Source organism: Streptomyces sp. NPDC127117 (genome assembly GCF_042677325.1).
Taxonomy (GTDB): domain Bacteria; phylum Actinomycetota; class Actinomycetes; order Streptomycetales; family Streptomycetaceae; genus Streptomyces.
In genome coordinates this window covers 54,907-76,781 of record NZ_JBHXTM010000018.1, presented here as the reverse complement: position 1 = coordinate 76,781, position 21,875 = coordinate 54,907, and the positions used below count along the sequence as shown (strand labels likewise).

The 21,875-nt window shown below is 71.9% G+C and carries 18 protein-coding genes and 1 pseudogene; 9 read left to right on the top strand and 10 right to left on the bottom strand.

All coding sequences use genetic code 11. The features are described 5' to 3' along the window. Nucleotides 1-30: 30 nt before the first annotated feature. Together ACFVH0_RS17945 and ACFVH0_RS17940 are read right to left on the bottom strand one after the other, a co-directional pair. The gene (locus ACFVH0_RS17945; protein ID WP_072489218.1) at nucleotides 31-306 is read right to left on the bottom strand and encodes a hypothetical protein; all 276 of its coding nucleotides are present in this window, start codon (nucleotides 304-306) and stop codon (nucleotides 31-33) included. A gap of 110 nt (nucleotides 307-416) precedes the next feature. Continuing rightward, nucleotides 417-1,379, bottom strand: a complete 963-nt coding sequence (locus ACFVH0_RS17940) for a DUF4429 domain-containing protein (RefSeq protein WP_385821207.1) — start codon at nucleotides 1,377-1,379, stop codon at nucleotides 417-419. Between the two features lie 135 nt (nucleotides 1,380-1,514). Here ACFVH0_RS17940 and ACFVH0_RS17935 point away from each other — a divergent pair, with 135 nt between their 5' ends. After that, nucleotides 1,515-3,143, top strand: coding sequence for a beta-N-acetylhexosaminidase (locus tag ACFVH0_RS17935; RefSeq protein ID WP_385821205.1), 1,629 nt, complete (start codon nucleotides 1,515-1,517; stop codon nucleotides 3,141-3,143). A 62-nt stretch (nucleotides 3,144-3,205) separates the two neighbouring features. Here ACFVH0_RS17935 and ACFVH0_RS17930 read toward each other — a convergent pair whose 3' ends face one another. Together ACFVH0_RS17930 and ACFVH0_RS17925 are read right to left on the bottom strand one after the other, a co-directional pair. Beyond that, nucleotides 3,206-3,565: a hypothetical protein gene (locus ACFVH0_RS17930; RefSeq protein ID WP_385821203.1), complete on the bottom strand. Its 360-nt coding sequence runs from the start codon at nucleotides 3,563-3,565 to the stop codon at nucleotides 3,206-3,208. 78 nt (nucleotides 3,566-3,643) lie between these two features. After that, nucleotides 3,644-4,099 carry a MarR family winged helix-turn-helix transcriptional regulator gene (locus tag ACFVH0_RS17925; protein WP_385821201.1) on the bottom strand — a complete coding sequence of 152 codons (456 nt, stop codon included), beginning with the start codon at nucleotides 4,097-4,099 and terminating at the stop codon, nucleotides 3,644-3,646. A 158-nt stretch (nucleotides 4,100-4,257) separates the two neighbouring features. On the opposite strand from ACFVH0_RS17925, the gene ACFVH0_RS17920 reads away from it, so the two are divergent. Together ACFVH0_RS17920 and ACFVH0_RS17915 are read left to right on the top strand one after the other, a co-directional pair. Further along, nucleotides 4,258-5,706: an MFS transporter gene (locus ACFVH0_RS17920; RefSeq protein ID WP_385821199.1), complete on the top strand. Its 1,449-nt coding sequence runs from the start codon at nucleotides 4,258-4,260 to the stop codon at nucleotides 5,704-5,706. Between the two features lie 146 nt (nucleotides 5,707-5,852). Further along, complete coding sequence (locus ACFVH0_RS17915; protein ID WP_385821197.1) at nucleotides 5,853-6,632, top strand: hypothetical protein; 780 nt, start codon at nucleotides 5,853-5,855, stop codon at nucleotides 6,630-6,632. Nucleotides 6,633-6,642: 10 nt separating this feature from the next. Here ACFVH0_RS17915 and ACFVH0_RS17910 read toward each other — a convergent pair. The 5 genes and pseudogenes from ACFVH0_RS17910 to ACFVH0_RS17890 all read right to left on the bottom strand — a co-directional run. After that, nucleotides 6,643-6,975, bottom strand: a pseudogene (locus ACFVH0_RS17910) (YdcF family protein); the annotation flags it as partial. Nucleotides 6,976-7,090: 115 nt separating this feature from the next. Further along, nucleotides 7,091-8,260: an acyl-CoA dehydrogenase family protein gene (locus tag ACFVH0_RS17905; protein WP_385821195.1), complete on the bottom strand. Its 1,170-nt coding sequence runs from the start codon at nucleotides 8,258-8,260 to the stop codon at nucleotides 7,091-7,093. 31 nt (nucleotides 8,261-8,291) lie between these two features. Continuing rightward, nucleotides 8,292-9,209 carry a hydroxymethylglutaryl-CoA lyase gene (locus ACFVH0_RS17900; protein ID WP_385821324.1) on the bottom strand — a complete coding sequence of 306 codons (918 nt, stop codon included), beginning with the start codon at nucleotides 9,207-9,209 and terminating at the stop codon, nucleotides 8,292-8,294. A gap of 20 nt (nucleotides 9,210-9,229) precedes the next feature. Beyond that, on the bottom strand, nucleotides 9,230-11,305 hold the full coding sequence (locus ACFVH0_RS17895; RefSeq protein ID WP_385821193.1) for an acetyl-CoA carboxylase biotin carboxylase subunit: 2,076 nt from the start codon (nucleotides 11,303-11,305) through the stop codon (nucleotides 9,230-9,232). 13 nt (nucleotides 11,306-11,318) lie between these two features. After that, nucleotides 11,319-12,926: a carboxyl transferase domain-containing protein gene (locus ACFVH0_RS17890; RefSeq protein ID WP_385821191.1), complete on the bottom strand. Its 1,608-nt coding sequence runs from the start codon at nucleotides 12,924-12,926 to the stop codon at nucleotides 11,319-11,321. 174 nt (nucleotides 12,927-13,100) lie between these two features. Here ACFVH0_RS17890 and ACFVH0_RS17885 point away from each other — a divergent pair, with 174 nt between their 5' ends. From ACFVH0_RS17885 to ACFVH0_RS17860, 6 genes are all read left to right on the top strand, one after another. After that, complete coding sequence (locus ACFVH0_RS17885; protein WP_385821189.1) at nucleotides 13,101-14,321, top strand: DUF418 domain-containing protein; 1,221 nt, start codon at nucleotides 13,101-13,103, stop codon at nucleotides 14,319-14,321. A 33-nt stretch (nucleotides 14,322-14,354) separates the two neighbouring features. Further along, nucleotides 14,355-14,960, top strand: a complete 606-nt coding sequence (locus ACFVH0_RS17880) for a TetR/AcrR family transcriptional regulator (RefSeq protein WP_385821187.1) — start codon at nucleotides 14,355-14,357, stop codon at nucleotides 14,958-14,960. Nucleotides 14,961-15,154: 194 nt separating this feature from the next. Then, nucleotides 15,155-16,624, top strand: coding sequence for a glycosyltransferase (locus ACFVH0_RS17875; protein ID WP_385821185.1), 1,470 nt, complete (start codon nucleotides 15,155-15,157; stop codon nucleotides 16,622-16,624). Between the two features lie 68 nt (nucleotides 16,625-16,692). Further along, complete coding sequence (locus ACFVH0_RS17870; RefSeq protein WP_385821183.1) at nucleotides 16,693-18,210, top strand: DUF6056 family protein; 1,518 nt, start codon at nucleotides 16,693-16,695, stop codon at nucleotides 18,208-18,210. A gap of 75 nt (nucleotides 18,211-18,285) precedes the next feature. Further along, nucleotides 18,286-19,071 (top strand): phosphatase, encoded by a 786-nt coding sequence (locus tag ACFVH0_RS17865; protein WP_259935167.1) that lies wholly within the window; start codon nucleotides 18,286-18,288, stop codon nucleotides 19,069-19,071. A gap of 140 nt (nucleotides 19,072-19,211) precedes the next feature. Beyond that, the gene (locus ACFVH0_RS17860; protein ID WP_385821181.1) at nucleotides 19,212-20,840 is read left to right on the top strand and encodes an NACHT domain-containing protein; all 1,629 of its coding nucleotides are present in this window, start codon (nucleotides 19,212-19,214) and stop codon (nucleotides 20,838-20,840) included. 6 nt (nucleotides 20,841-20,846) lie between these two features. On the opposite strand, the gene ACFVH0_RS17855 is transcribed toward ACFVH0_RS17860, so the two are convergent. After that, nucleotides 20,847-21,842 (bottom strand): cation diffusion facilitator family transporter, encoded by a 996-nt coding sequence (locus tag ACFVH0_RS17855; protein WP_385821179.1) that lies wholly within the window; start codon nucleotides 21,840-21,842, stop codon nucleotides 20,847-20,849. Nucleotides 21,843-21,875 lie beyond the last annotated feature (33 nt).

Here is a 21,875-nt window from a genome sequence, read left to right as displayed (position 1 = left end):
TGTGGTGCCCGTCGCTCAGCCGTGGGTTCTTCAGCCGTAGACGATGCGGCGCAGCTGGCGGAGCGAGAGCTCCGGCGGCGCGACCGCCCGGTGCGGCAGCTCGGCCGCGATCCGTTCGAAGATCTCCGCGTTGACCAGGCCCCCGGACTGCAGTTCGCGGTGGCGGCGGCGGACGAAGTCGTCGGTCGTCTCGTCGAAGTACGCCAGCACGTCGAGGATCACCCGGGCGGCTTCACCGCGCTGGAGCGCGGTGCTGCGCACCAGGTGATCGATGAGGTCGTCATGCGACGGGCGGCGTTCGAGCACTCGTCGATATTGCGATGGGCAGGGCACTTACGCAACAATTCTGCCCGATATCGGGCAGAGGTGGGTGTGATTGCCGTCTCGGAGGGCCCGGAACGGGGCGGGGTGCCCGCTCAGAGGCGCTTGAGGACGGCCTGCTTGGCGGCGGTGAACTCGTCGTCGGTGAGAACCCCGGACCGGTGCAGCTCACCGAGCTCGCGCAGCCGTCGCAGCAGCACGTCGTGATCGTCGCCGGCCGGTGCGGGTGCGGCCGGGGCCGTGGTCCCGGGGGCCGCGACCTCCGCGGGGGCGGCCGGTACGGCGATCCCGGGGGCCGCGACCTCCGCGGGCCCGGCTTTCACGGGGGTGCCGCCGGGCCCGGCCGCCCTCCCCGCCGCCCCGGGCAGCCGCACCAGTACCGCCGCCGCGACCAGCACCGCCGTGTACTCCTTCTTGGACAGTCCCCACAGATCCAGCGAGTACGGGTCGTACTCGGCCGCCTGGGCCGGCGCCGTCTCCCCGCCCCGTACGAAGCGCAGGTGCCCGTTCTCCAGGCCGATGGCGGGCACCCAGTGCACGCCGGTCACCTCCGACACCGGGAACGAGACCGGGCCGCCGGAGGTCTTGGCCTCCTTGGCCTTCCAGTTCCAGGTGAGGCGGACGGTCTCCCCGTCGAACGAGGCCGTGCCGTCCCCGCCGCCACCGGCGACCGGCACCGCGGGCCCCGGCAGCAGGAAGCCGTCCACCGCGTCGGCCGGCACCTGCTCGACCAGCAGGGCGTTGCGCACCTCGTCGACGAAGAACTCCGCCACCCCGTTCCGGTCCTTCTCCACCGCCAGCTGGTAGGGGTCCGCGGTGTCCTTGAGCCTGCCGTCGGCCGCGCGCAGGACCGGGCACGCGCCCTCGCGCAGCCGAAGTCGCAGCCGGCCGCCCTTGCGGTCCGGCTCAAGGGAGATGCCCGCCAACGCCCGCAGCGGGACGACGCATTCGCCCAGACCCTCCCGGAGCGGGTGGATGCCCTTGCCCCGGCCCGGCACGATCCGCACCGATTCGCCGTCGAAGGTCCAGGTTCCGTCGCGCTGGATTATTTCCGCCATGCGGCAGATTCTGCCAGTCCCACCAACGGGGAAGTGGTCTACACCTTGACCATGCGTGAGGCAGGCGATACGCATGGTGAAGGTTCGGTTGCTCAGGAGACCCACAGGTGTGAACCCGTCGAAAGGGACCGGCTCGTGAGACTGCACAGGACACAGCGCACCGCCCTTCCCCGCCTCCTCGGCTCGCTGCTGCTCGTCACGGCGGCCGGGATCTCCAGTGTCGGCGCGGCGCCGGAGAGACCGGCGGTGAACAGCGCCCCGGCCGCCGCCTCGCCCCGTCCGCTCGGTCAGATCGTGCCCGCCCCCGCCGAGGCGAAGCCCGGCGGCGCTCCGTACACCATCACCGCGGACACCCGGATCCGCGTCGACGGCTCCGACGAGGCCCGGAAGGTCGGCGACTACCTGGCGGGCGTGCTGCGCCCGTCCACCGGATACCCGCTGCCGGTCACCGGCGGCGGCGGCAACGGCATCCGGCTCCGCGTGGAACCCGGCAACGGCCGGCTGGGCGCCGAGGGCTACAGCCTGAAGTCCGCCCGGGGCTCGGTCACCATCACCGCGGGCGGCCCGGCGGGGCTCTTCCACGGCGTCCAGACGCTCCGTCAGCTGCTCCCGGCCGACGTGGAGAAGAAGAGCCCCCAGAAGGGCCCGTGGACGGTCGCGGGCGGCACGGTCACGGACACCCCGCGCTACGCGTACCGGAGCGCGATGCTCGATGTCTCCCGGCACTTCTTCTCCGTCGGTGAGGTCAAGCGCTACATCGACCAGCTCGCCCTCTACAAGATGAACAAGCTGCATCTGCACCTCTCCGACGACCAGGGCTGGCGGATCGCCATCGACTCCTGGCCGCGGCTCGCCACGTACGGCGGGCAGACGGAGGTCGGCGGCGGCCCCGGCGGCCACTACACGAAGGACGACTACAAGGAGATCGTCCGGTACGCGGCCTCCCGCTACCTGGAGGTCGTCCCGGAGATCGACCTGCCCGGCCACACCAACGCGGCACTCGCCTCGTACGCGGAGCTGAACTGCGACGGGGTCGCGCCGCCGCTGTACACCGGCACCGCGGTCGGCTTCAGCTCGCTCTGCGTGCCGAAGGCCGTCACATACGACTTCGTGGACGACGTGGTCCGCGAGCTCGCCGAGCTCACCCCCGGCAAGTACCTCCACATCGGCGGCGACGAGGCGCACTCCACCAGCCACGAGGACTATGTGGCCTTCATGGACAGGGCGCAGGCCATCGTCGGCAAGTACGGCAAGACCGTGGTCGGCTGGCACCAGCTGACCGGGGGGACGCCGGTGAAGGGCGCGGTCGCCCAGTACTGGGGTTACGACCGTACGGGCGAGGCCGAGCGCAAGCAGGTCGCGGACGCCGCCGTGAACGGCACGAAGCTGGTGCTGTCCCCGGCCGACCGCAGCTACCTCGACATGAAGTACGACAAGGACACCGAACTGGGCCTGGCCTGGGCCGGTTACGTCTCGGTGCAGCGCTCGTACGACTGGAACCCGGCGACGTACCTGGCCGGCGCCCCGGCGGATTCGGTCCTGGGCGTCGAGGCGCCGCTCTGGTCGGAGACCCTGACCGACAGCGACGAGGTCGAGCAGATGGCGTTCCCCCGGCTGCCCGGGGTCGCGGAACTCGGCTGGTCGCCCGAGGCCACGCACGACTGGGACGCGTACAAGGTGCGACTCGGGGCGCAGGGGCCGAGGTTCTCGGCGCTGGGCATCAACTACTACCGGGCGCCGCAGGTCCCCTGGGCGACGGAGTGAGGTGAGGGCGGGGCGGCCCGGCCGTCATCCGGGCCGTCCCGCCCGCGGCGGCGTGTTCACGTTCACCAGATCAGGACCCCGCCGCCCATCGCCCGTGCCCGCAGGGCGGCACGGGTGATGTTGGCGAGCCGGGCCGCCACGTAGTCCTCCCGGTAGCCGCTGTGCGCACCGAGCTCCGCCGTGTGCCCGCGCATCAGCTCGCACTCGGCGAGGAAGTCCTCGACGTCCTCCGGCTGTACGTACAGGTCGTCGGCGGCCAGCTCGGGGAAGAACCGGGCTCCGATCGCCCGCGCGAGCTCCGAACCCCAGAGCTTGGTCCGGCTGCTCTCGAAGCCGGCCATGTCGCTTCCGTCGTCGGGGTCGTCGAGCAGCCGCAGCTTCCCCGGCTCGTCGTACACGAAGGTGTGCACCAGCAGTGTCATGCCCCGAACTCCCCCCGGCAGCCGCCGACTTCCTCGGCGGAGACCTCGATTCTCCGGCACTCCTCCCGGTGCGCCGGGTCAGGGGCGCGGCCAGGGGCGGCCGGCCAGGCGCTCGATGTCGGTGTTGAAGCGCCTCAGGTAGGCGGCGAAGCCGGAGATGTCCTCGTCCGACCAGTTGGCCATGACCCGCTCCAGGGAGTCGATGATGCCCTCGCGTTCCGCGTCGAGCGTGCGGGCGCCCTCGTCGGTGATCCGGAACTTGCGGGCCATGCCGCCCGCGGGGTCCGGGATGCGCTCCACGAGTCCGGCGCGCATGGCCGCCGCGGTCTGCCGGTTGAGGGTGGAGGCGTCGAGCCCGAAGGCGTCGCTCAGCTCGCCGATCGACATCGGGCCCTGGACGCGGACACGGCTGAGCAGGATGTAGGCGCTGCGGTCCATCAGGCCGTCCTTGCGCTGCTTGCCCTTGCTCTGCAGGAGGCCGTGGCGGCTGAGGAGCATCTGCTCGTACTCGACCTCATGGGTGGGCCTGGTCATGCGCCTGCCGTCTCCCGTTGTCGTCTGGGCGTTCCGGCCTGTTCCGGACGCCGGCGGCCATCCTCCCACAGTGATATGTAGCTTACACATAACATGCACGATGCATGGAGTGTGTACGCTGCATATCCTTCTTCCGATCCACACCCGAGGAGTCCCGGATGGGCGCGCCCCAGCCATCAACCCGCACCGGCGGCGTCGTCGCCACGCTGGCCATCGCCGGTGTCACGGCGGCGATCATGCAGACCCTGGTCACTCCGCTCATCGCGGAGCTGCCGCAGATCCTGAACACCACCGCCTCGAACGCGGCGTGGGTGATCACCGTCACCCTGCTGGTGTCCGCCGTCTGTGTGCCCGTCTCCGGACGTCTGGGCGACATGGTCGGCAAGCGCCGGATGCTTCTCGTCTGCTCCGTGCCGCTGATCGTCGGCTCGGTGGTGTGCGCGCTCTCCTCGACCGTCGTCCCCATGATCGTCGGCCGCGGTCTGCAGGGCATGGGCATGGGCGTGCTGCCGCTCGGTATCGCCCTGCTGCGTGACGTGGTCCCGGCGGAGAAGCTCAGCTCCTCCATCGCGCTGGTCAGCGCCTCCATGGGCATCGGTGGTGCGCTCGGTCTGCCGATCGCCGCGGCGGTCGCCCAGTACACGGACTGGCGGGTGCTGTTCTGGGGCTCGGCCGGCCTGGCCACCGTGGTCGCGGCACTGATCTGGTTCCTGATCCCCGATGTACCGGCCGGCGCCAGGGGCCAGCGGTTCGACCTGCTCGGTGCGCTCGGTCTCGGGGCGGGCCTGGTCTGCCTGCTGCTCGCGGTCTCCAAGGGCGCCGACTGGGGCTGGGGTTCGGCCACCACGCTCGGACTGTTCGCCGCCGCCGTCGTGGTGCTGCTGGCCTGGGGCCTGTGGGAGCTGCGCACCCGCGACCCGCTGGTCGATCTGCGTACCACCGCGCGCCCCCGGGTGCTGATGACCAACCTCGCCTCCGTCTTCGTCGGCTTCGGCATGTACGCCAGCATGCTGATCGCGCCGCAGCTGCTTCAGCTCCCCTCCGCCACCGGCTACGGCCTGGGCCAGTCGATGCTCGCGGCGGGCCTGTGGCTGGCGCCCGGCGGGATCATGATGATGATCGTCTCCCCGCTCGGCGGAAAGCTCATCGACGCACGCGGGCCGAAGTTCACCCTGGTGTGCGGCATCCTGATCATCGCGGTCGGCTACGGCCTGGCGCTGGTGCTCATGGGCTCCGCGTGGGGCCTGATGGTGGTCGGCATGGTGACCAGCAGCGGTGTCGGCCTGGCGTACGGCGCGATGCCCGCGCTGATCATGGGCTCGGTCCCGCTGTCCGAGACCGCCGCCGCCAACGGCTTCAACACGCTCATGCGCTCCCTCGGCACCTCGATCGGCGCCGCGGTGATCGGCGTGGTCCTGTCCCAGATGAACGTCACCATGGGCGGCTACACCCTCACCTCCGAGAACGGCTTCCGCACCGGCCTCATGGTCGGCTGCGGCGTCGCCCTGGTCGCGGCGGTGATCGCCGCCGCCATCCCGGCCGCGCGCCGCGCCGAGCCCGGCACCGGCACCGACGCCACCGCGGAACAGGCCACGGCCAAGGCCTGACCCGCGATCCGCGTACCCGCGATCCGCGATCCGCGTACTGCCGCCGCCCGTTCTCCGCACCTGCGGGGGACGGGCGGCGGCGGTTCCGGTAGTGTCGCGCTCTTCGGGCGGCGTCAGCCCCCGGAGCCCTGGAGGCGATCACGCCCATGACCTCCTCACGCCCCTCCGCCGCGCCCCCCGCCCGCCGCCGCCTCGACGCCGCACTGGACGGCCTCGCGGCCACCTTCCGCGGCATGACCGCCCGCCCCGACGAGAACAACTGCGAGTGCCACTGGGGCAGTGCCGAGGATCTCGCCCAGCTCAAGGTCCCGGACGTCGAGCTGGACGACGATCTCCTGCAACGCACCTGGCGGGCTGCCGATTGGAGCGACCACGCGTCGGTGCTGCGCCGGATCCTCCCTCAGTTCGCCCGGTCCCTCGTCGCGGGCCGCGTCGAACCCTTCCTCGGCCCGGAGGAGATCGGCCGGTCGTTCGACCGGGGTCACTGGCAGCAGTGGCCGGCCGAACAGGGCGCGACGGTCCGGGAGTTCCTCCACGCCTGGTGGTCCCACACCCTCACCGACCCGGTCCCGGCCGTCCCGGCCCATGAACTCCTCGCCGTGGTCGTCGAGGCATCCGGCGCGCTCACCCCGTGGCTCGCCCACTGGGAGACGCAGACCGGCACCCCTGCCACCCAGCACCTCACCGAGGCCGCCGCCCACTGGGAGTACCACCTCCTCGGTGACGAACTCCCCTGGGACGCCTGGGACAGCGAGGACGACGGGGGTGAGAGGCGCGCCGAGCTGACGGCCTGGCTGCTGGGCCACGCCCGGCCCCGCCTCATCGCCCACGGCGCACCCGGCGAACTGCTCCACCGCATACGCCTGCTCGGCCTCACCGGCCCCGCCCGCTGGGAGGACCCGCACTGGCCCAGCCACCGCTACTGACCGACCGGCCTCAACGGTGGACGCCCGAGTCCCCCGTCACCAGCCGGCTCGTGAACCCCGCACGGCACAACCGCTCGTACGCCACTGTCTCCTCGCCGGGGACGGGGTCGGCGACCATGAAGCCCCGGGCCGGGTGGATCATCAGGCGTTGCAGCGCACCGACGAGCATGTCGGTCACCAGGCGCTCGTCCTGGATGGACGCCACGTACTCCTCGAAGGTCATCGGGCTCGACGCGCTCACGAACTCGACGCCCGACCACAGCTTGCGCGCCGTGGCGTTGGCGCGGCGTTCTTCGTACGGCTTGCTGACCAGGAGCACGGACGAGACGCCGACGCCCGCTTGGAAGCTTCGTTTCTTCGGCCTCCGGAGGGCGGGGCGTGAGGCCCGCGGCGGAGGGCGCGGGCATACGGATGGGGCGGGCCTCCGGGGAGGCCCGCCCCATTGTGCCGGCGCTGTGTCAGGACGACGGCAGGCCCAGCTCGCGGGCGATCAGCATCCGCTGTACCTCACTCGTGCCCTCGCCGATCTCCAGGATCTTGGAGTCGCGCCACATCCTGGCGACCGGGTACTCGTTCATGAAGCCGTAGCCGCCGTGGATCTGGGTCGCGTCGCGGGCGTTGTCCACCGCCACCGTCGAGGAGTACAGCTTCGCGATCGCGGCCTCCTTCTTGAAGGGTTCGCCCGCCACGAGGCGCGAGGCCGCGTCGCGCCAGCCGATCCGGGCCATGTGGGCGCGCATCTCCATGTCCGCGATCTTGAACTGGATGGCCTGGTTGGCGCCGATCGGCCTGCCGAAGGCGTGGCGCTCCTCGGCGTACTTCACCGACTCGTCCACGCAGCCCTGCGCCAGGCCCGTGGACAGGGCGGAGATGGCGACCCGGCCCTCGTCCAGGATGCGCAGGAACTGGGCGTAGCCGCGGCCCTCCTCGCCGAGCAGGTTGGCCAGCGGGACGCGGACGTCGGTGAAGGACAGTTCGCGGGTGTCCGAGGAGTTCCAGCCGACCTTGGAGTACGGGGCGGCGACCGTGAAGCCGGGGGTGCCGGACGGCACGATGATGGAGGAGATGCGCGGGGCGCCGTTCTCCTTGCGGCCGGTCACCGCCGTCACCGTGACCAGCTCCGTGATGTCCGTACCGGAGTTGGTGATGAAGCACTTGGAGCCGTTGATCACCCACTCGCCGGCCGCCTCGTCGCGCACCGCCGTCGTCCGGGTGCCGCCCGCGTCCGAACCGCCGTCCGGCTCGGTCAGGCCGAACGCGCCGAGCGCCTCGCCCGAGCAGAGCCTCGGCAGCCACCGCCGCTTCTGCTCCTCGGTGCCGAAGTGGTAGACGGGCATCGCGCCGAGCGAGACCCCGGCCTCCAGGGTGATCGCCACGGAGGAGTCGACCCGGGCCAGCTCCTCCAGGGCGATCCCGAGGGCGAGGTAGTCGCCGCCCATGCCGCCGTACTCCTCCGGGAACGGCAGCCCGAACAGGCCCATCCGCCCCATCTCCCGCACGATCTCGTACGGGAACTCGTGCCGCTCGTACAGGTCGCCGATCTTCGGCGCGACCACGTCGTGCGCGAACTCCTCGACGGTGCGCCGCAGTTCCTCGTGTTCGGCGGTCAGCCGGTGGTCCAGGGACATGGCAGGGGTCACTCCTTGTGGGAACGGGTGTCTATCGCACCGAGAGCGCGCGGACGGTACGGGACGGGCTGGGCCGGCCCAGTTGTTCGGCGAGCCACACGCTGGTGGCGGTGAGCGCGTCGAGATCGACCCCGGTTTCGATACCGAGGCCCTGGAGCATCCACACGAGGTCCTCGGTGGCGAGATTTCCGGTCGCGCTCTTCGCGTACGGGCAGCCGCCGAGGCCGCCGGCGGAGGCGTCCACCGTGGTCACCCCGTGCTGGAGCGCGGCGAGGGTGTTGGAGAGGGCCTGGCCGTAGGTGTCGTGGAAGTGCACGCCGATGGTGTCGGTGGGTACGCCCTCCTCGTTCAGCTCCGAGAGCAGGGTCTGTACGTGGCCGGGCGTGGCGACGCCGATGGTGTCGCCGAGGGAGAGCTCGTCGCAGCCGAGGTCCATCAGCGCCTTGGCGACCCGGACGACCTGGTGTACGGGGACGGGCCCCTCCCACGGGTCGCCGAAGCACATCGACAGATAGCCGCGGACATGCACCTTGTCGGCCTTGGCGCGGGCGACGACCGGCTCGAACATGGCGAGCGACTCGTCGACGGTGCGGTTGAGGTTGCGGGCGGCGAACGTCTCGGTCGCCGAGCCGAACACCGCGATCCGGCGGGCGCCGAGCGCCAGGGCCCGGTCCAGGCCGCGTTCGTTCGGGACCAGGACCGGCAGGGCGGCGCCGTCGATGTCGGCCAGCCGGGGGAACAGGTCCTCGGCGTCGGCCAGTTGGGGCACCCACTTGGGATGCACGAAACTGGTCGCCTCGATGGTGGTCAGGCCCGACGCGGCCAGCCGGTGGATGAACTCCGCCTTGACCTCCGTCGGTACGACGGCCTTCTCGTTCTGCAGCCCGTCGCGGGCACCGACCTCGTGGATACGGACCCGGGCGGGCAGATCCTGGGCCGGCACGGTCATGGGCAGTGTGCGGGTCGTCGTCACGCCTTCTCCTCGGGAGCCTCGGCGGGGGCCACCACGGCCAGGATCTGGTCCATGGCGACCGTGGCACCGGCAATGACGTCCAGCTCGGTCACGGTCCCGGCGTGCGGGGCGGAGATGACGTGCTCCATCTTCATCGCCTCCACCACCAGCAGGCTCTGCCCGGCCACGACCTCGTCCCCGACCGCCACCTTCACCACGGTGACCGTCCCGGGCATCGGTGCGGCGAGCGTGTCCGCCCCGGAACGGCCCGCGCCGGCCAGCGACGCCTCCACCGGGTCGTGATCCTGTACGTGCCAGCTGTCGCCGTTCCGGCCGAGCCACACGCCGTCCGGCGACGCGGCATGGGTGAACGCATGGGTGACACCGGCGAGTTCGAGAGCGATGCGGTGCCCGGAGACCTCGACCGTCCTGGCCGTCTCCCTGCCGCCGGGCAGCGGTGCCAGCGGGCCGCAGGCACCCGTCACGGGCTGCGGCGGCTCGGCGCCCTCGCCGACATGACCGAACGCCAGCTCCGTACCGGCCGGACAGGAGCGCAGCGAGACCTGCACCGGATCGCGGCCCGGCAGCCGGAAGTCGAGCACCGTACGGGCCGGGGTGCCGCCGAGCCGCCAGCCGTCGGCCACCGAGAAGGGATCGACCCAGCCGGAGGCGTCGGCGGGGGCCTTGGACTGCCGCAGGAGTGCCGCCGCCGCGTACACCTCCTCGGGGACGCCCTCCGGGACCAGGCCGGACACCTCGCGCTCCACGAGCCCCGTGTCCAGGTCACCCGCCACCACCGCCGGATGGGCGAGCAGGCGGCGCAGGAATCCGGCGTTGGTCGGGACGCCGAGGATCACCGTGTCCGCGAGCGCCGCGCGCAGCCGGCGCAGGGCGGTGGCCCGGTCGGGGCCGTACGCGATGACCTTCGACAGCATCGGGTCGTACAGGCTGCCGACCTCGCCGTCCGTGCCGAGGCCGGAGTCCGTCCGTACGCCGTTGCCCTGCGGCTCGTGCAGTGCGAGGACCGTGCCGCCGGAGGGCAGGAAGCCGCGGGCCGGGTCCTCCGCGCAGATCCGGGCCTCGATCGCATGGCCGGTGAGCGTGATGTCCTGCTGCCCGTACGGGAGTTGCTCGCCCGCCGCGACCCGCAGCTGCCACTCCACCAGGTCCAGGCCGGTGATCAGCTCGGTGACCGGGTGCTCGACCTGGAGGCGGGTGTTCATCTCCATGAAGTAGTAGGAGGCGGGGTCGTTGCCCGGGACGATGAACTCCACCGTGCCCGCGCCGACATAGCCGCAGGAGCGGGCCGCCTGGACGGCCGCCTCGCCCATCGCCGCCCGGGTCTCCTCGTCGAGCAGGACCGAGGGCGCCTCCTCGATGATCTTCTGGTGGCGGCGCTGGAGCGAGCACTCGCGCTCGCCGAGGTGGACCACGTTGCCGTGGGCGTCGGCCAGCACCTGGATCTCGATGTGCCGGGGCCGGTCGATCCAGCGCTCCACCAGCAGTGTGTCGTCGCCGAACGAGGACCGGGCCTCGCGCCGGGCGGCCGCGATCTCGTCCCCGAGCAGCGCCTCGTCGCGCACCAGTCGCATGCCCTTGCCGCCGCCGCCCGCCGAGGGCTTCAGCAGCACCGGCATCCCGATCGCGCGGGCCGCGTCGACCAGCTGGGCATCGGTGAGCCCGCTCCCGGACGAGCCGGGCACCACGGGAACCCCGGCCGCCGCGACCGTCTCCTTGGCCCGGATCTTGTCGCCCATCAGCGTGATCGCGGAGGCGGGCGGGCCGATGAAGACCAGTCCCGCCTCGGCGCACGCCCGCGCGAAGCCCGCGTTCTCGGCGAGGAATCCGTATCCCGGGTGGACGGCCTGCGCGCCGGTGCGGCGGGCCGCGTCCAGCAGCGCGGGCACGCTCAGGTAGCTCATCGCGGCGGGGGCGGGCCCGATCCGTACCGCCGTGTCGGCCTCCCTCACGTGCCGGGCGTCCGCGTCCGCGTCGCTGAAGACGGCGACCGAGCGGACGCCCAGCTCCCGCAGCGTGCGGATGACACGGACCGCGATCTCGCCGCGGTTGGCGACCAGAACGGTGTCGAACATCGTCATCTGTTCCTCACATCCGGAAGACGCCGAAGCCGGGTTCACCCAGCGGAGCGTTGGCGCACGCGGTCAGGGCCAGTCCCAGCACCTGCCGGGTCTCCAGCGGGTCGATCACACCGTCGTCCCAGAGCCGGGCCGTGGCGTAGTAGGCGTTGCCCTGGGTCTCGTACTGCTCACGGATCGGGGCCTTGAAGGCCTCCTCGTCGGCCGCGCTCCAGTCGTCGCCCAGCTGGTCGCGCTTGACCGTCGCGAGGACGGACGCGGCCTGCTCGCCGCCCATGACGGAGATCTTCGCGTTGGGCCACATCCACAGGAAGCGGGGGGAGTAGGCCCGGCCGCACATGGAGTAGTTGCCCGCCCCGTACGAACCGCCGACCACGACGGTCAGCTTCGGCACGCGGGTGCACGCCACCGCCGTGACCATCTTGGCGCCGTGCTTGGCGATGCCGCCGGCCTCGTAGTCCCGGCCCACCATGAAGCCGGAGATGTTCTGCAGGAAGACCAGAGGGATGCCGCGCTGGTCGCACAGCTCGATGAAGTGGGCGCCCTTCTGGGCGGACTCGGAGAACAGGATGCCGTTGTTGGCGATGATCCCGACCGGGTGGCCGTGGATCCGGGCGAAGCCGGTGATCAGCGTCGTCCCGTACTCGGCCTTGAACTCGGCGAACCGCGAGCCGTCGACGACCCGGGCGATCACCTCGCGCACGTCGTACGGGGTGCGGGAGTCGACCGGGACCGCGCCGTACAGGCCCGCGGGATCGACCTTCGGCTCCTCGACGGGCCGCACGGACCACGGCAGCGCGCCCCGGTCCGGCAGCGTGGCGACGATGTTCCGCACGATCCGCAGCGCGTGCGCGTCGTCCTCGGCGAGATGGTCGGTCACCCCGGACGTACGGGAGTGCACCTCGCCGCCGCCCAGCTCCTCGGCCGTCACGACCTCGCCGGTCGCGGCCTTCACAAGCGGGGGACCGCCCAGGAAGATCGTGCCCTGGTTGCGGACGATCACGGCCTCGTCGCTCATCGCGGGGACGTACGCCCCGCCCGCCGTGCACGAACCCAGCACGGCGGCGATCTGCGGGATGCCCGCCCCCGACATCCGCGCCTGGTTGTAGAAGATCCGCCCGAAGTGCTCGCGGTCCGGGAAGACCTCGTCCTGCATCGGCAGGAACGCGCCGCCCGAGTCGACCAGGTACAGGCAGGGGAGACGGTTCTCCAGCGCCACCTCCTGGGCGCGGAGGTGCTTCTTCACCGTCATCGGGTAGTACGTGCCGCCCTTGACGGTCGCGTCATTGGCGACGATCACGCACTCCCGGCCGCTGACCCGGCCGATCCCGGCGATCACGCCGGCCGCCGGGGCGGCGCCCCCGTACAGCCCCTCGGCCGCCAGCGGGGCCAGCTCCAGGAACGGGGAACCCGGGTCGAGCAGGGTGTCCACCCGGTCCCTGGGCAGCAACTTGCCGCGCGCCACATGCCGGGCGCGGGCCCTCTCACCCCCGCCGAGCCTGGCCGTGGCGAGCCGCTCCCGCAGCTCGTCGGCGAGCGCGTGATGCGCCGCCTCGTTGGCCTTCCAGGCCTCGGAGGCGGGATCGGCCGCGCTCGCCAGCACCGGTGCCTGCTGCATCGTGTCGAGCCCCCTTGCCCGTACCGCAGTAGTTAGTGACCGTTAACGTCCGACTTCAGGTTAACGAGCGCTAACAGCCTTGTCCAGGGCGGAATAATGGCCCGCGCCGCCCCCTGACCCGGGGCGGCGCCGGTCGCGGACCGGCGATGACCTTCGGGGTGGGGGAAAAGGCGGATGACGCAGCAGTCGCAGACGGTGCGGGGCGCGGGCGCGGGGGAGGGGCCTGCCATTGGGGTGACCGGGAAGTCGCGCATCCTGGAAGTGGACGCCCTGCGCGGGTTCGCACTCGCCGGGATCCTGGCCGTGAACCTCATGACGACCGCCGGGCCGCCGGGCGCCAGGGATCTCCTCGCCGAGGTGCACGCGGCGGACGGAGCCGTGCAGTGGCTCGTCGTGCTGCTCGCGCAGTCGAAGTTCTACCTGCTCTTCTCCTTCCTCTTCGGATACGCCTTCACCCTCCAGATGGACTCGGCCGCCCGCGCCGGCGCGCGCTTCGTGCCCCGGATGTCACGGCGGCTGGCCGCGCTCTTCGTGCTCGGGTTCGCCCACGCGGTGCTGCTGTACAGCGGCGACATCCTCATGGTGTACGCCCTGCTCGGACTGGTCCTGCTGGCCGCCCGGAACGCCGGACCCGCCAGGGCATGGCGGGCGGCGCTGTGGGTGTTCGGCGCCGCCGGTGGTTTTCTGCTGCTGATCGGTCTGGGGCTCGCGCTGTTCGACCCGGCCGGGGCGGGCGCGTCCGCCCCTGCGAACGCCGAGCTGACGGCCGCCTACCGGGGCGGCTTCGCCGAGGTCGTCGGCGCCAACATCCGGGCGCTGCCCGAGATCCTGGCGGCCGTTGTGCTGATGGGCGGATTCGTCGTCGCCGCCTTCCTCGTGGGGTTCGTCGCCGGACGACGGCACTGGCTCGGCGCGGCCGTCCTCGCGGACCGGGCGCGGCTGCGCCGCATCCTCCTGACGGGTCTCGCCGTCGGGATTCCCGGGGCGGCCTTCTCCGCCGCGGCGATCGTGGGGCCGCTGTCGGAGCGCTGGCTGCTGCTGGGCCTGGCGGTCGGCATGGCCGCGGCCCCGGCGCTCTCGGCCGCGTACGCCACCGGGCTGCTGCTGTGGTTCGCCACGCCGGGCGGCGCCGCGACGGCCCGGGTCCTCGCACCCGCCGGGCGCATGGCGCTGACCAACTACCTGACCCAGTCCCTCGTCATGGCCCTGGTCTTCTCCGGGTACGGGCTCGGGCTGTACGGCCGTACGGGTGCCGCGGCGGCGGTCGGCGGGGGGATCGTGCTGTACGCCGGCCAGCTCGCGCTGAGCGGGTGGCTGATGCGCCGGTACCGGCTGGGGCCGGTGGAGTGGCTGCTGCGCACGGTGACGCTGTGGGCGCGGCCCGGCGTCGGTTAACGTTCGCTAACCCGACTGTCTAGAATCGAATCCATGACCACGAGGACGGACGCCCCCACTCGCCGCGAGCAGATCCTCAAGGAGGCCGCCCGCCTCTTTGCCGAGCGCGGCTTCCACGGCGTCGGTGTCGACGAGATAGGTGCTGCCGTCGGCATCAGCGGACCCGGGCTCTACCGCCACTTTCCCGGCAAGGACGCGATGCTCGCCGAGCTGCTGGTCGGCATCAGTGAGCGGCTGCTGGCGGGCGGGCAGCTGCGGGTGTCGGAGGACGCGGCGTGCGAGGGCGGCTCCCCGCGGGCCCTGCTCGACGCGCTCATCGAGGGCCACATCGACTTCGCCCTCGACGACCGGCCACTGATCACCCTCCACGACCGCGAGCTGGACCGTCTCCGGGACGCCGACCGCAAGCGGGTCCGCCAGCTCCAGCGGCAGTACGTCGAGGTGTGGGTGGAGGTGGTCCGCGAGATGTACCCGGACCTGCCCGAGCACGAGGCCCGCGCCACCGTCCACGCCGTCTTCGGCCTGCTGAACTCGACCCCGCACCTGGGCCGGCCCGGCGCGCTGCCGGACCGCGCGGACACGGCGGCACTGCTGCACCGGCTGGCGCGCGGGGCGTTCGAGGCGGCGGCCCGCGCGTAGGGCGGGTGGGCGGGTGTCCGGCGGGTGTGTCCGCGGTTTTCGCCCGGCCTTGAATATATGAATTGACAGGAAAGGGCGAGGTGTCTTCTCGCATTCCCTTTCCTTTTCCCCGAAGCGCTCCGTCGGGCGCGGTTTCGCGAGGCCCTCAGGCTTATGGTTTGAGCTGTCCCGCCCACGCCTGATGGGGAATTTAAATGAAAACATGTCAGGTTTCGGTCGTTGTCCCCTGTTTCAACGAGGACGAGGTCATCGAGGTATTCCACCGTGCGTTGATCTCCGCCCTCGAACCGACTCGGTGGACCTTCGAGATCTGTTATGTCGACGACGGCAGCAGCGACCGGACCAGGCACCGGATCGGTTCGCTCGCCACTGCGGACCGACGGGTCCGCTACACCTCCTTCAGCCGTAATTTCGGCAAGGAGGCCGCCATGCTCGCGGGACTGCGCATGTCCCGCGGTGACGCCGTCGTCCTCATGGACGCCGACCTCCAGCACCCGCCCGAACTGCTGCCCCGCATGCTGGAGCTGCGGCAGCGCGGTTACGACCAGGTCGTCGCGCGGCGCGACCGCGCGGGAGAAGGCGTCCTGCGCACCTTTCTCAGCGCCCTCTACTACCGGGCCATGGGCCGGTGCATGGACATCGAGGTCGTCGACGGCGAGGGCGACTTCAGGCTGCTGTCACGCACCGCGGTGGACGCCGTGCTCGCCCTGCCCGAGACCAACAGGTTCTCCAAGGGGATCTTCTCCTGGATCGGCTTCGACACCGTCGGCTTCACCTACCGGAACATCCAGCGCGCGGCGGGGCGTTCGAAGTGGGGCGGCAGACGCCTGCTCAACTACGGGATCGACGGGCTGATCTCCTTCAACAGCCGTCCGCTGCGCCTGGCCATCCACGCCGGCCTCGCGCTCGCGCTGGCGGCACTGGGATACGCCGTGTGGACCATCGTCGGCGTCGTTCGCCACGGCGTCGTCGTACCCGGCTACACCACCCTGCTGACCGCCGTCGTGGCGCTCGGCGGAATCCAGCTCGCCACGCTCGGCGTCATCGGCGAATACGTGGGACGGATCTACTCCGAGTCGAAACGCCGCCCGCACTACCTGGTGCGGGAGACGAGCGAATCCCCGCACGTCCCCCCGGTCGACATCCCGGCCGGGGCGCGTTCGGGCCCGTCCGCCCCCGGGGGCGGGAGGCCGTCGGCGGGGCGCACCGGGGCGACCGCGCTCGGGGCGTCGAGGAGGCGCACCCTGCGCCAGTTCATCGAATTCGGGATGATCGGGATCATCAATACGGCGGTATATCTGGCGGTATACGCCTCACTGAATTCCTGGATTCCTTATCTGGCCGCACACGTCATCGGATACACGGTCGGCGTCGTGGGGTCATTCCTGCTCAACTCCTGCATCACCTGCCGCACGAAGCCGACCTGGCACGCCTTCGTCCGGTATCCCCTGTCGAGCGTCGTCAATCTCGTACTCACCGGAATTCTGCTCTACCTCGGCGTGAGCAGGCTGGGCATGGACAAGAACATCGCCGCCGTGGCCGCGGGGATTCTCGCCACCCCCTTCTCGTTCCTGCTCGCCCGCTGGGCCATCGACTCCGGCGCGGCTCTCGCCCGGCAGAGCGGCGGCCCGGCCGGGAGCAGTACCGGACACACCACACCCTGAACCCACCGCCTGAGCCTCCAGACCCTGTCGTCAAGGACGCGAGCAACGTACGAAGGGCACCAGTGCACATGACCACGGACACGTCGAAATCCGCCGGCACACAGGCCGAGGGCGAACAATCCACCCGGCCGCCGGAACCCGGTCGGCCCCCCGCGCGGCGGTGGGCGGCGATCGGGACGTCGGGCCTCGCCCTGCTGCCGCTCGCCCTGCTCGGCGCGGCCTTCTGGGCCGGCCGGCTGGTCCGCCCGGGAGGGGACGACTGGTGCTTCCTGCCGGTCGTACGGGACGGGGGCGCCTCCGGGATGATCGGGAAGTTCTTCCTCCACGACAACGGACGCATCGCCAACGCACTGCTCGTCATCGGGTACGGAGCCTTCGGCGTCCCGGGCCACCAGTGGTTCGCCCTGGTCAGCGGGGTGCTCATGCTGGGCATCCTCTGGGCGCTGATCGACTCCGCGCTCAAGAGGGCCGGGCTGACCGCGCCCCGCGGGCTCGCGCTGCTGGTGGGCGCGACGACGGCGGTGCTCTTCTTCTTCGCGACGCCCAACCCGTACAAGGCGTTCTACTGGCCCGCCTCCTCCGTCTCGCACACCGTCGCACCGGTGCTGGCCTGCGCCGCCGTGATCCCGCTGCTGCGCGCACGGACGCGGCGGGGACGCGACTTCGCGCTCGTCGTCGCGTACCTGGCGGGGATGTTCATCGGCACCCTGTCGGAGGAGACGGCGATCGTCGCGTTCGTCGTGCTCGCCACCGTCCTGCTGCTGAGCCGGTGGGCCCTGCCCGGGACCGGCCGGACCCGTACGCGCATCTGGTGCGTGGTCGCCTTCGCCGGGGTCGCCGCCGGGACGGCCATCCTGTACCTGTCGCCCGGCGCACGCACCCGGCGTGCACGGTTCGGCGCCGACAGCACCGCCATGTTCGGCCCGGAGGCGCTGACCGCGGCGCTGCGGGCGTTCGGACACGTCCTGGGGACGGTCTTCACGACCTGGCCGTACCTGGGAGCGGTCGCCGTCGGCGTGCTGCTGGGTCTGCTGGCGCGCGGGGGCGAGCGGGGAACGGACGAGCCGGACGGGCCGCTGCGCCGCAGGCCCCTCCTTGTGGTCCTCGCCGGATTCCTCGCCTTCCTGGTCTCCGGCTACCTCTGCCTCGTCATCGCCTACCCGGCCTTCGGAGCGAGCGTGGGGAACGCCTCGCGCGTCTGGGGCGACTTCCTCCTGTTGTACGTGCTGCTCCTGGTCGGCGTGGGCGCCCTGGCGGGGCGGCGGCTGCGGGCCCGCCGGTGGGGGATCCGCGCGGCGACGGCGGGCGTCGCCGCCGCCATGTGCGCCGCGACCTGCGTCGGCCTCGCCGTCCCGCTGCTCCGGCTGGAACGGCAGATGGAGGTGCGTGCCCAGCGCTGGGACCGGCAGGACCGGGCGCTGCGGGAGGGGGCGGCGCGCGGCGCCCGGGTGCTCCCGTACACGCCGGTGTCGGTCAGCGGGATGCTGGAGCCCTTCGGTGACCACGGCCGGCGGGCGTGGCCGGCCAAGTGCGTCGCCCAGTACTACCACCTGCAGAAGATCACGCACTCGACCCGGCTGCCCTGAGCGGCGGCCGGATCCGGTCCGCCCGTCGTGCAGGACACCCGGCACACTGCGCACACCTGACGGCACAATGGGTTCATGCCGATACCCAGCCGTGCCGCCCTCGTCGAACATCTCGTCCGTACGCGTATCGCCGGAGACGTCGCCACACCCCGCGACAACAACCTCTCCCACTACCGCAAGCTCGCCAACGGCGACCGCCACTACTGGCTGGGCCTGGAGCTCGGTGACCGGTGGCGCGACGAGCAGGACGTGCTGGCGGTGATGGCCGAGCGCTGCGGGGTCAGCGACGACCCGGAGCACCGGTTCGGGCAGGACACCATCGACCCGGAGCTGACCGTCGACGCTCTGGAGCGGATGGCGGCGCGGCTGCGGAAGGCGGCGGCGGGGTCGGAGCGGGTGCTGTTCGCGACCGGCCACCCGGGCGGGCTCCTCGACGTGCACCGGCAGACGGCGGACGCGCTGCGGGCCGCCGGCTGCGAGATCGTGCGGATTCCCTCGGGGCTGATCGCCGACGAGGGCATGGTGTTCCAGTTCGCGGACGTCGCGGTGCAGGAGCGCGGTGCGACCCTCTGGCACACCCACTCGCCCGCCCCGATGGCCGCCATCCTGGACGGCCTGGAGCGCGAGGGCCGCCCGCTGCCGGACCTGGTGGTCGCCGACCACGGCTGGGCCGGGTGCGCGGCGCAGCGCGGTCTGGACGCGGTGGGGTACGCGGACTGCAACGACCCGGCACTCTTCCTCGGCGAGGCGGAGGGGACGCTCCAGGTGGCCGTTCCGCTGGACGACCATGTACTGGACCCGCGGTTCTACGACCCGATGACGGAGTACCTGCTGGACGCGGCGGGGCTGACGCGGGGCTGACGCCGAGCCGATCCCGGTGGCGGGGCGGGGCGGGGGGCCGGTTCCGGTCCCCGGCCCGGAGCCGGGGCCGTAACTCCGCGTCCTGCCCGCACAGTTGCTACTCTGCGCCACGAACATCGGACGTGGGGTGTGGGGGGCGCATGTTTGCACCGGGGCAGCGGCCCCGCAGGAGCGGTTCGAGATCGGTTCTCACCGGGCTGCTCATCCTGCTCGCCCTCTTCATCCTCCAGGAGCTCGCCGCCGGGCTGCTGCCCGACATCTACAAGGGCTTCGCGGGCGACGACCGCCGGACGCTCGTCGTGGGCGCGACTGTCGCCTTCGTGCTGGTGGGCCTGCTCCTCTACATCGTGCATCTGCGCGGCCTGGTGCCACAGGACGCGGTACCCGAGCCGGGCGCCGGTGAACGGGCCTCGGCGCGCGCCGCCCTGCTGCACGCCGTGCGCCGGAGCTGGACGGACGGTGCCGACCGGACCTGGGAGCGGTCGGTACGGATCGAGCTGGGCCTGGCCGAGCAGCAGGCGGCCGTGCACGACCCCTGGGGCGCGCCCCGGCTCATCACCGGTGGGCAGGGGAGCGGGGTGCCGCTGCCCGCGGGCACCCGGATCGACGAGGTCTTCGACCGCCACCGCGGCCAGCTCCTCGTGCTGGGCGCCCCCGGCGCCGGCAAGACCTCGCGGATGCTCGAACTGACCGAGAAGCTGATCGAGACGGCCGAGCGGGACGGCACCGCGCCCGTACCGGCCTTCCTGCTGCTGACCGACTGGCACGGCGAACCGTTCGTACGATGGATCCTCGACGAACTGCACAGCCGGTACCGGGTGCCCCGGGCGACCGGCCTCGCACTGCTGCGGGACAACGGCATCGCCCTGGTCCTGGACGGGCTCGACGAGGTCGCCCCGGACCTGCGCGGCGACTGCGTCCGGGCGATCAACGGACTGCTCTCCGCCGAGCAGCACCCGCAGTGCCCGATCGCCGTCTCCTGCCGCTCGACCGACTACGACGAGCTGGCGCAACGGCTCACCGTCAACGGCGCGGTCTGCGTACAGCCCCTTGAGGTCGCCGCCGTGCACGCCCTGCTCAACAGCGCGGGCGGACGGCTGCGCGGCCTGGCGGCAGCGGCGGCCGCCGATCCGGTGCTGGCCCGGCTGCTGACCACACCGCTCATGCTGGGCGTCGCCGTCCTCGCCTACGAGGGCGTGGACGAGACCGAGGTCGCGGCCTCCGGCGACGCGGGGGAGCGCAGGGGGCGCATCTTCGACGCCTACATCGAGCGCATGATCCACCGCGACCGGAGCCTGCGCGGCCGGCCGATCACGCCGGGACGCCCCGCCGGCCAGGTGCAGGCCGATCTGCTGCGGCTCGCCCAGAGCCTGAGCCTGGTCCACGCGACGGTGTACTACCCGAACGATCCCTCGCACATCGTGCTCCAGGCACCGGACGACGTGGCCAGGCGGCTCCTGCCGTCGTGGATGTACTGGATGTTGCGGGGCATGCGGCGGATGAGCGGGTACGAGGCCGGGAACCCCGCCAGCAGGCCGAACCGGGTCTACCGGGGCATGGTCTTCGTCTACCGGGTGCCCCTGCCGCTCCTGGGGGCGCCGGTGATGAACCACCTCCAGCGGGGGTTCCTCGACTACGCGACCGACCGGGCGATCATGCGCCGCGCGGGGGACGGTTACGCCTTCCTGCACAAGACCGTCCAGGACCACCTCGCGGCCCGCGCCGGGAACATGTCCGTCCAGGAACTTCGGAACCTGGCCCGCTCTTAGGCCCGGTCAGGCACCGGCCCCGCCCGCCCGGCGCCGCCGCTGCCGCAGGCCCGGCGTCGGGTCCAGGTACACCCGGCGCACCGACGGATAGCGTTCCCGCAGCTGTTCCTCCGCCTCCTCGCACGCCCACTCGATCTGGTCGGCGGTCGAGGCGTCCCGGAAGTCGACCTTCGCGGCGATCAGGATCTCGGCCGGGCCCTGGATGAGCGTGGTGAGTTCCAGTACGTCGATGATGTGCGGGACGGAGAGCAGCTCCTCGCGGATGCCGGCCCGCATCGGCTTCGGCACCGGGCGGCCGATCAGCAGCTGGGCGTTGGACCGGCCCAGCACCCAGGCGACGTACACCAGCAGCAGACCGATCAGGATCGACGCGATGCCGTCCCAGACCCCGGAACCGGTCAGCCGGCCGCCGAGCAGGCCGCCCGCGGCGAGCAGCAGACCCGCCAGCGCCGCCGAGTCCTCCATCACCACGGCCTTGACCGCGGTGTCGGGAGTGTGGCGGAAGTAGTGCCCGACGGGCGCCCGCAGCCGCGCGGCCTCGCCGCGGACCTGCCGGACCCCGGTGCGCAGCGAGTAGCCCTCCAGCAGGAAGGCCACGCCGAGCACGATGTACGAGACGAGCGGGTCGCCGAGGTCCTCGCCCGCGGCGAGGGTGTGGACGCCGTCGTAGATGGAGAAGACCGCACCGCCGACGAATGTGGCCACGGAGGCGAGCATCGCCCAGATGTAGCGCTCGGGGCCGTAGCCCAGCGGGTGTTCCTCGTCGGCGGGCTTCTCGCTGCGCTTCAGCGCGGTGAGCAGCATCAGCTCGGTGACCGTGTCGGCGACCGAGTGCGCCGCCTCGGAGAGCATCGCGCTCGATCCGCTGATCAGCCCGGCGACGGCCTTCGCCACGGCGATGCCGAGGTTGGCGGCCGCCGCGACGACGACCGTGAAGGTGGACTCCCCGCCACCGGACTTCTCGGCGGGCACGGTCCCGTTGCTCGTGGTCTGGTCGCTCATGGTGGGGAGTATGTCCGAACCGGCGGTCCGGGG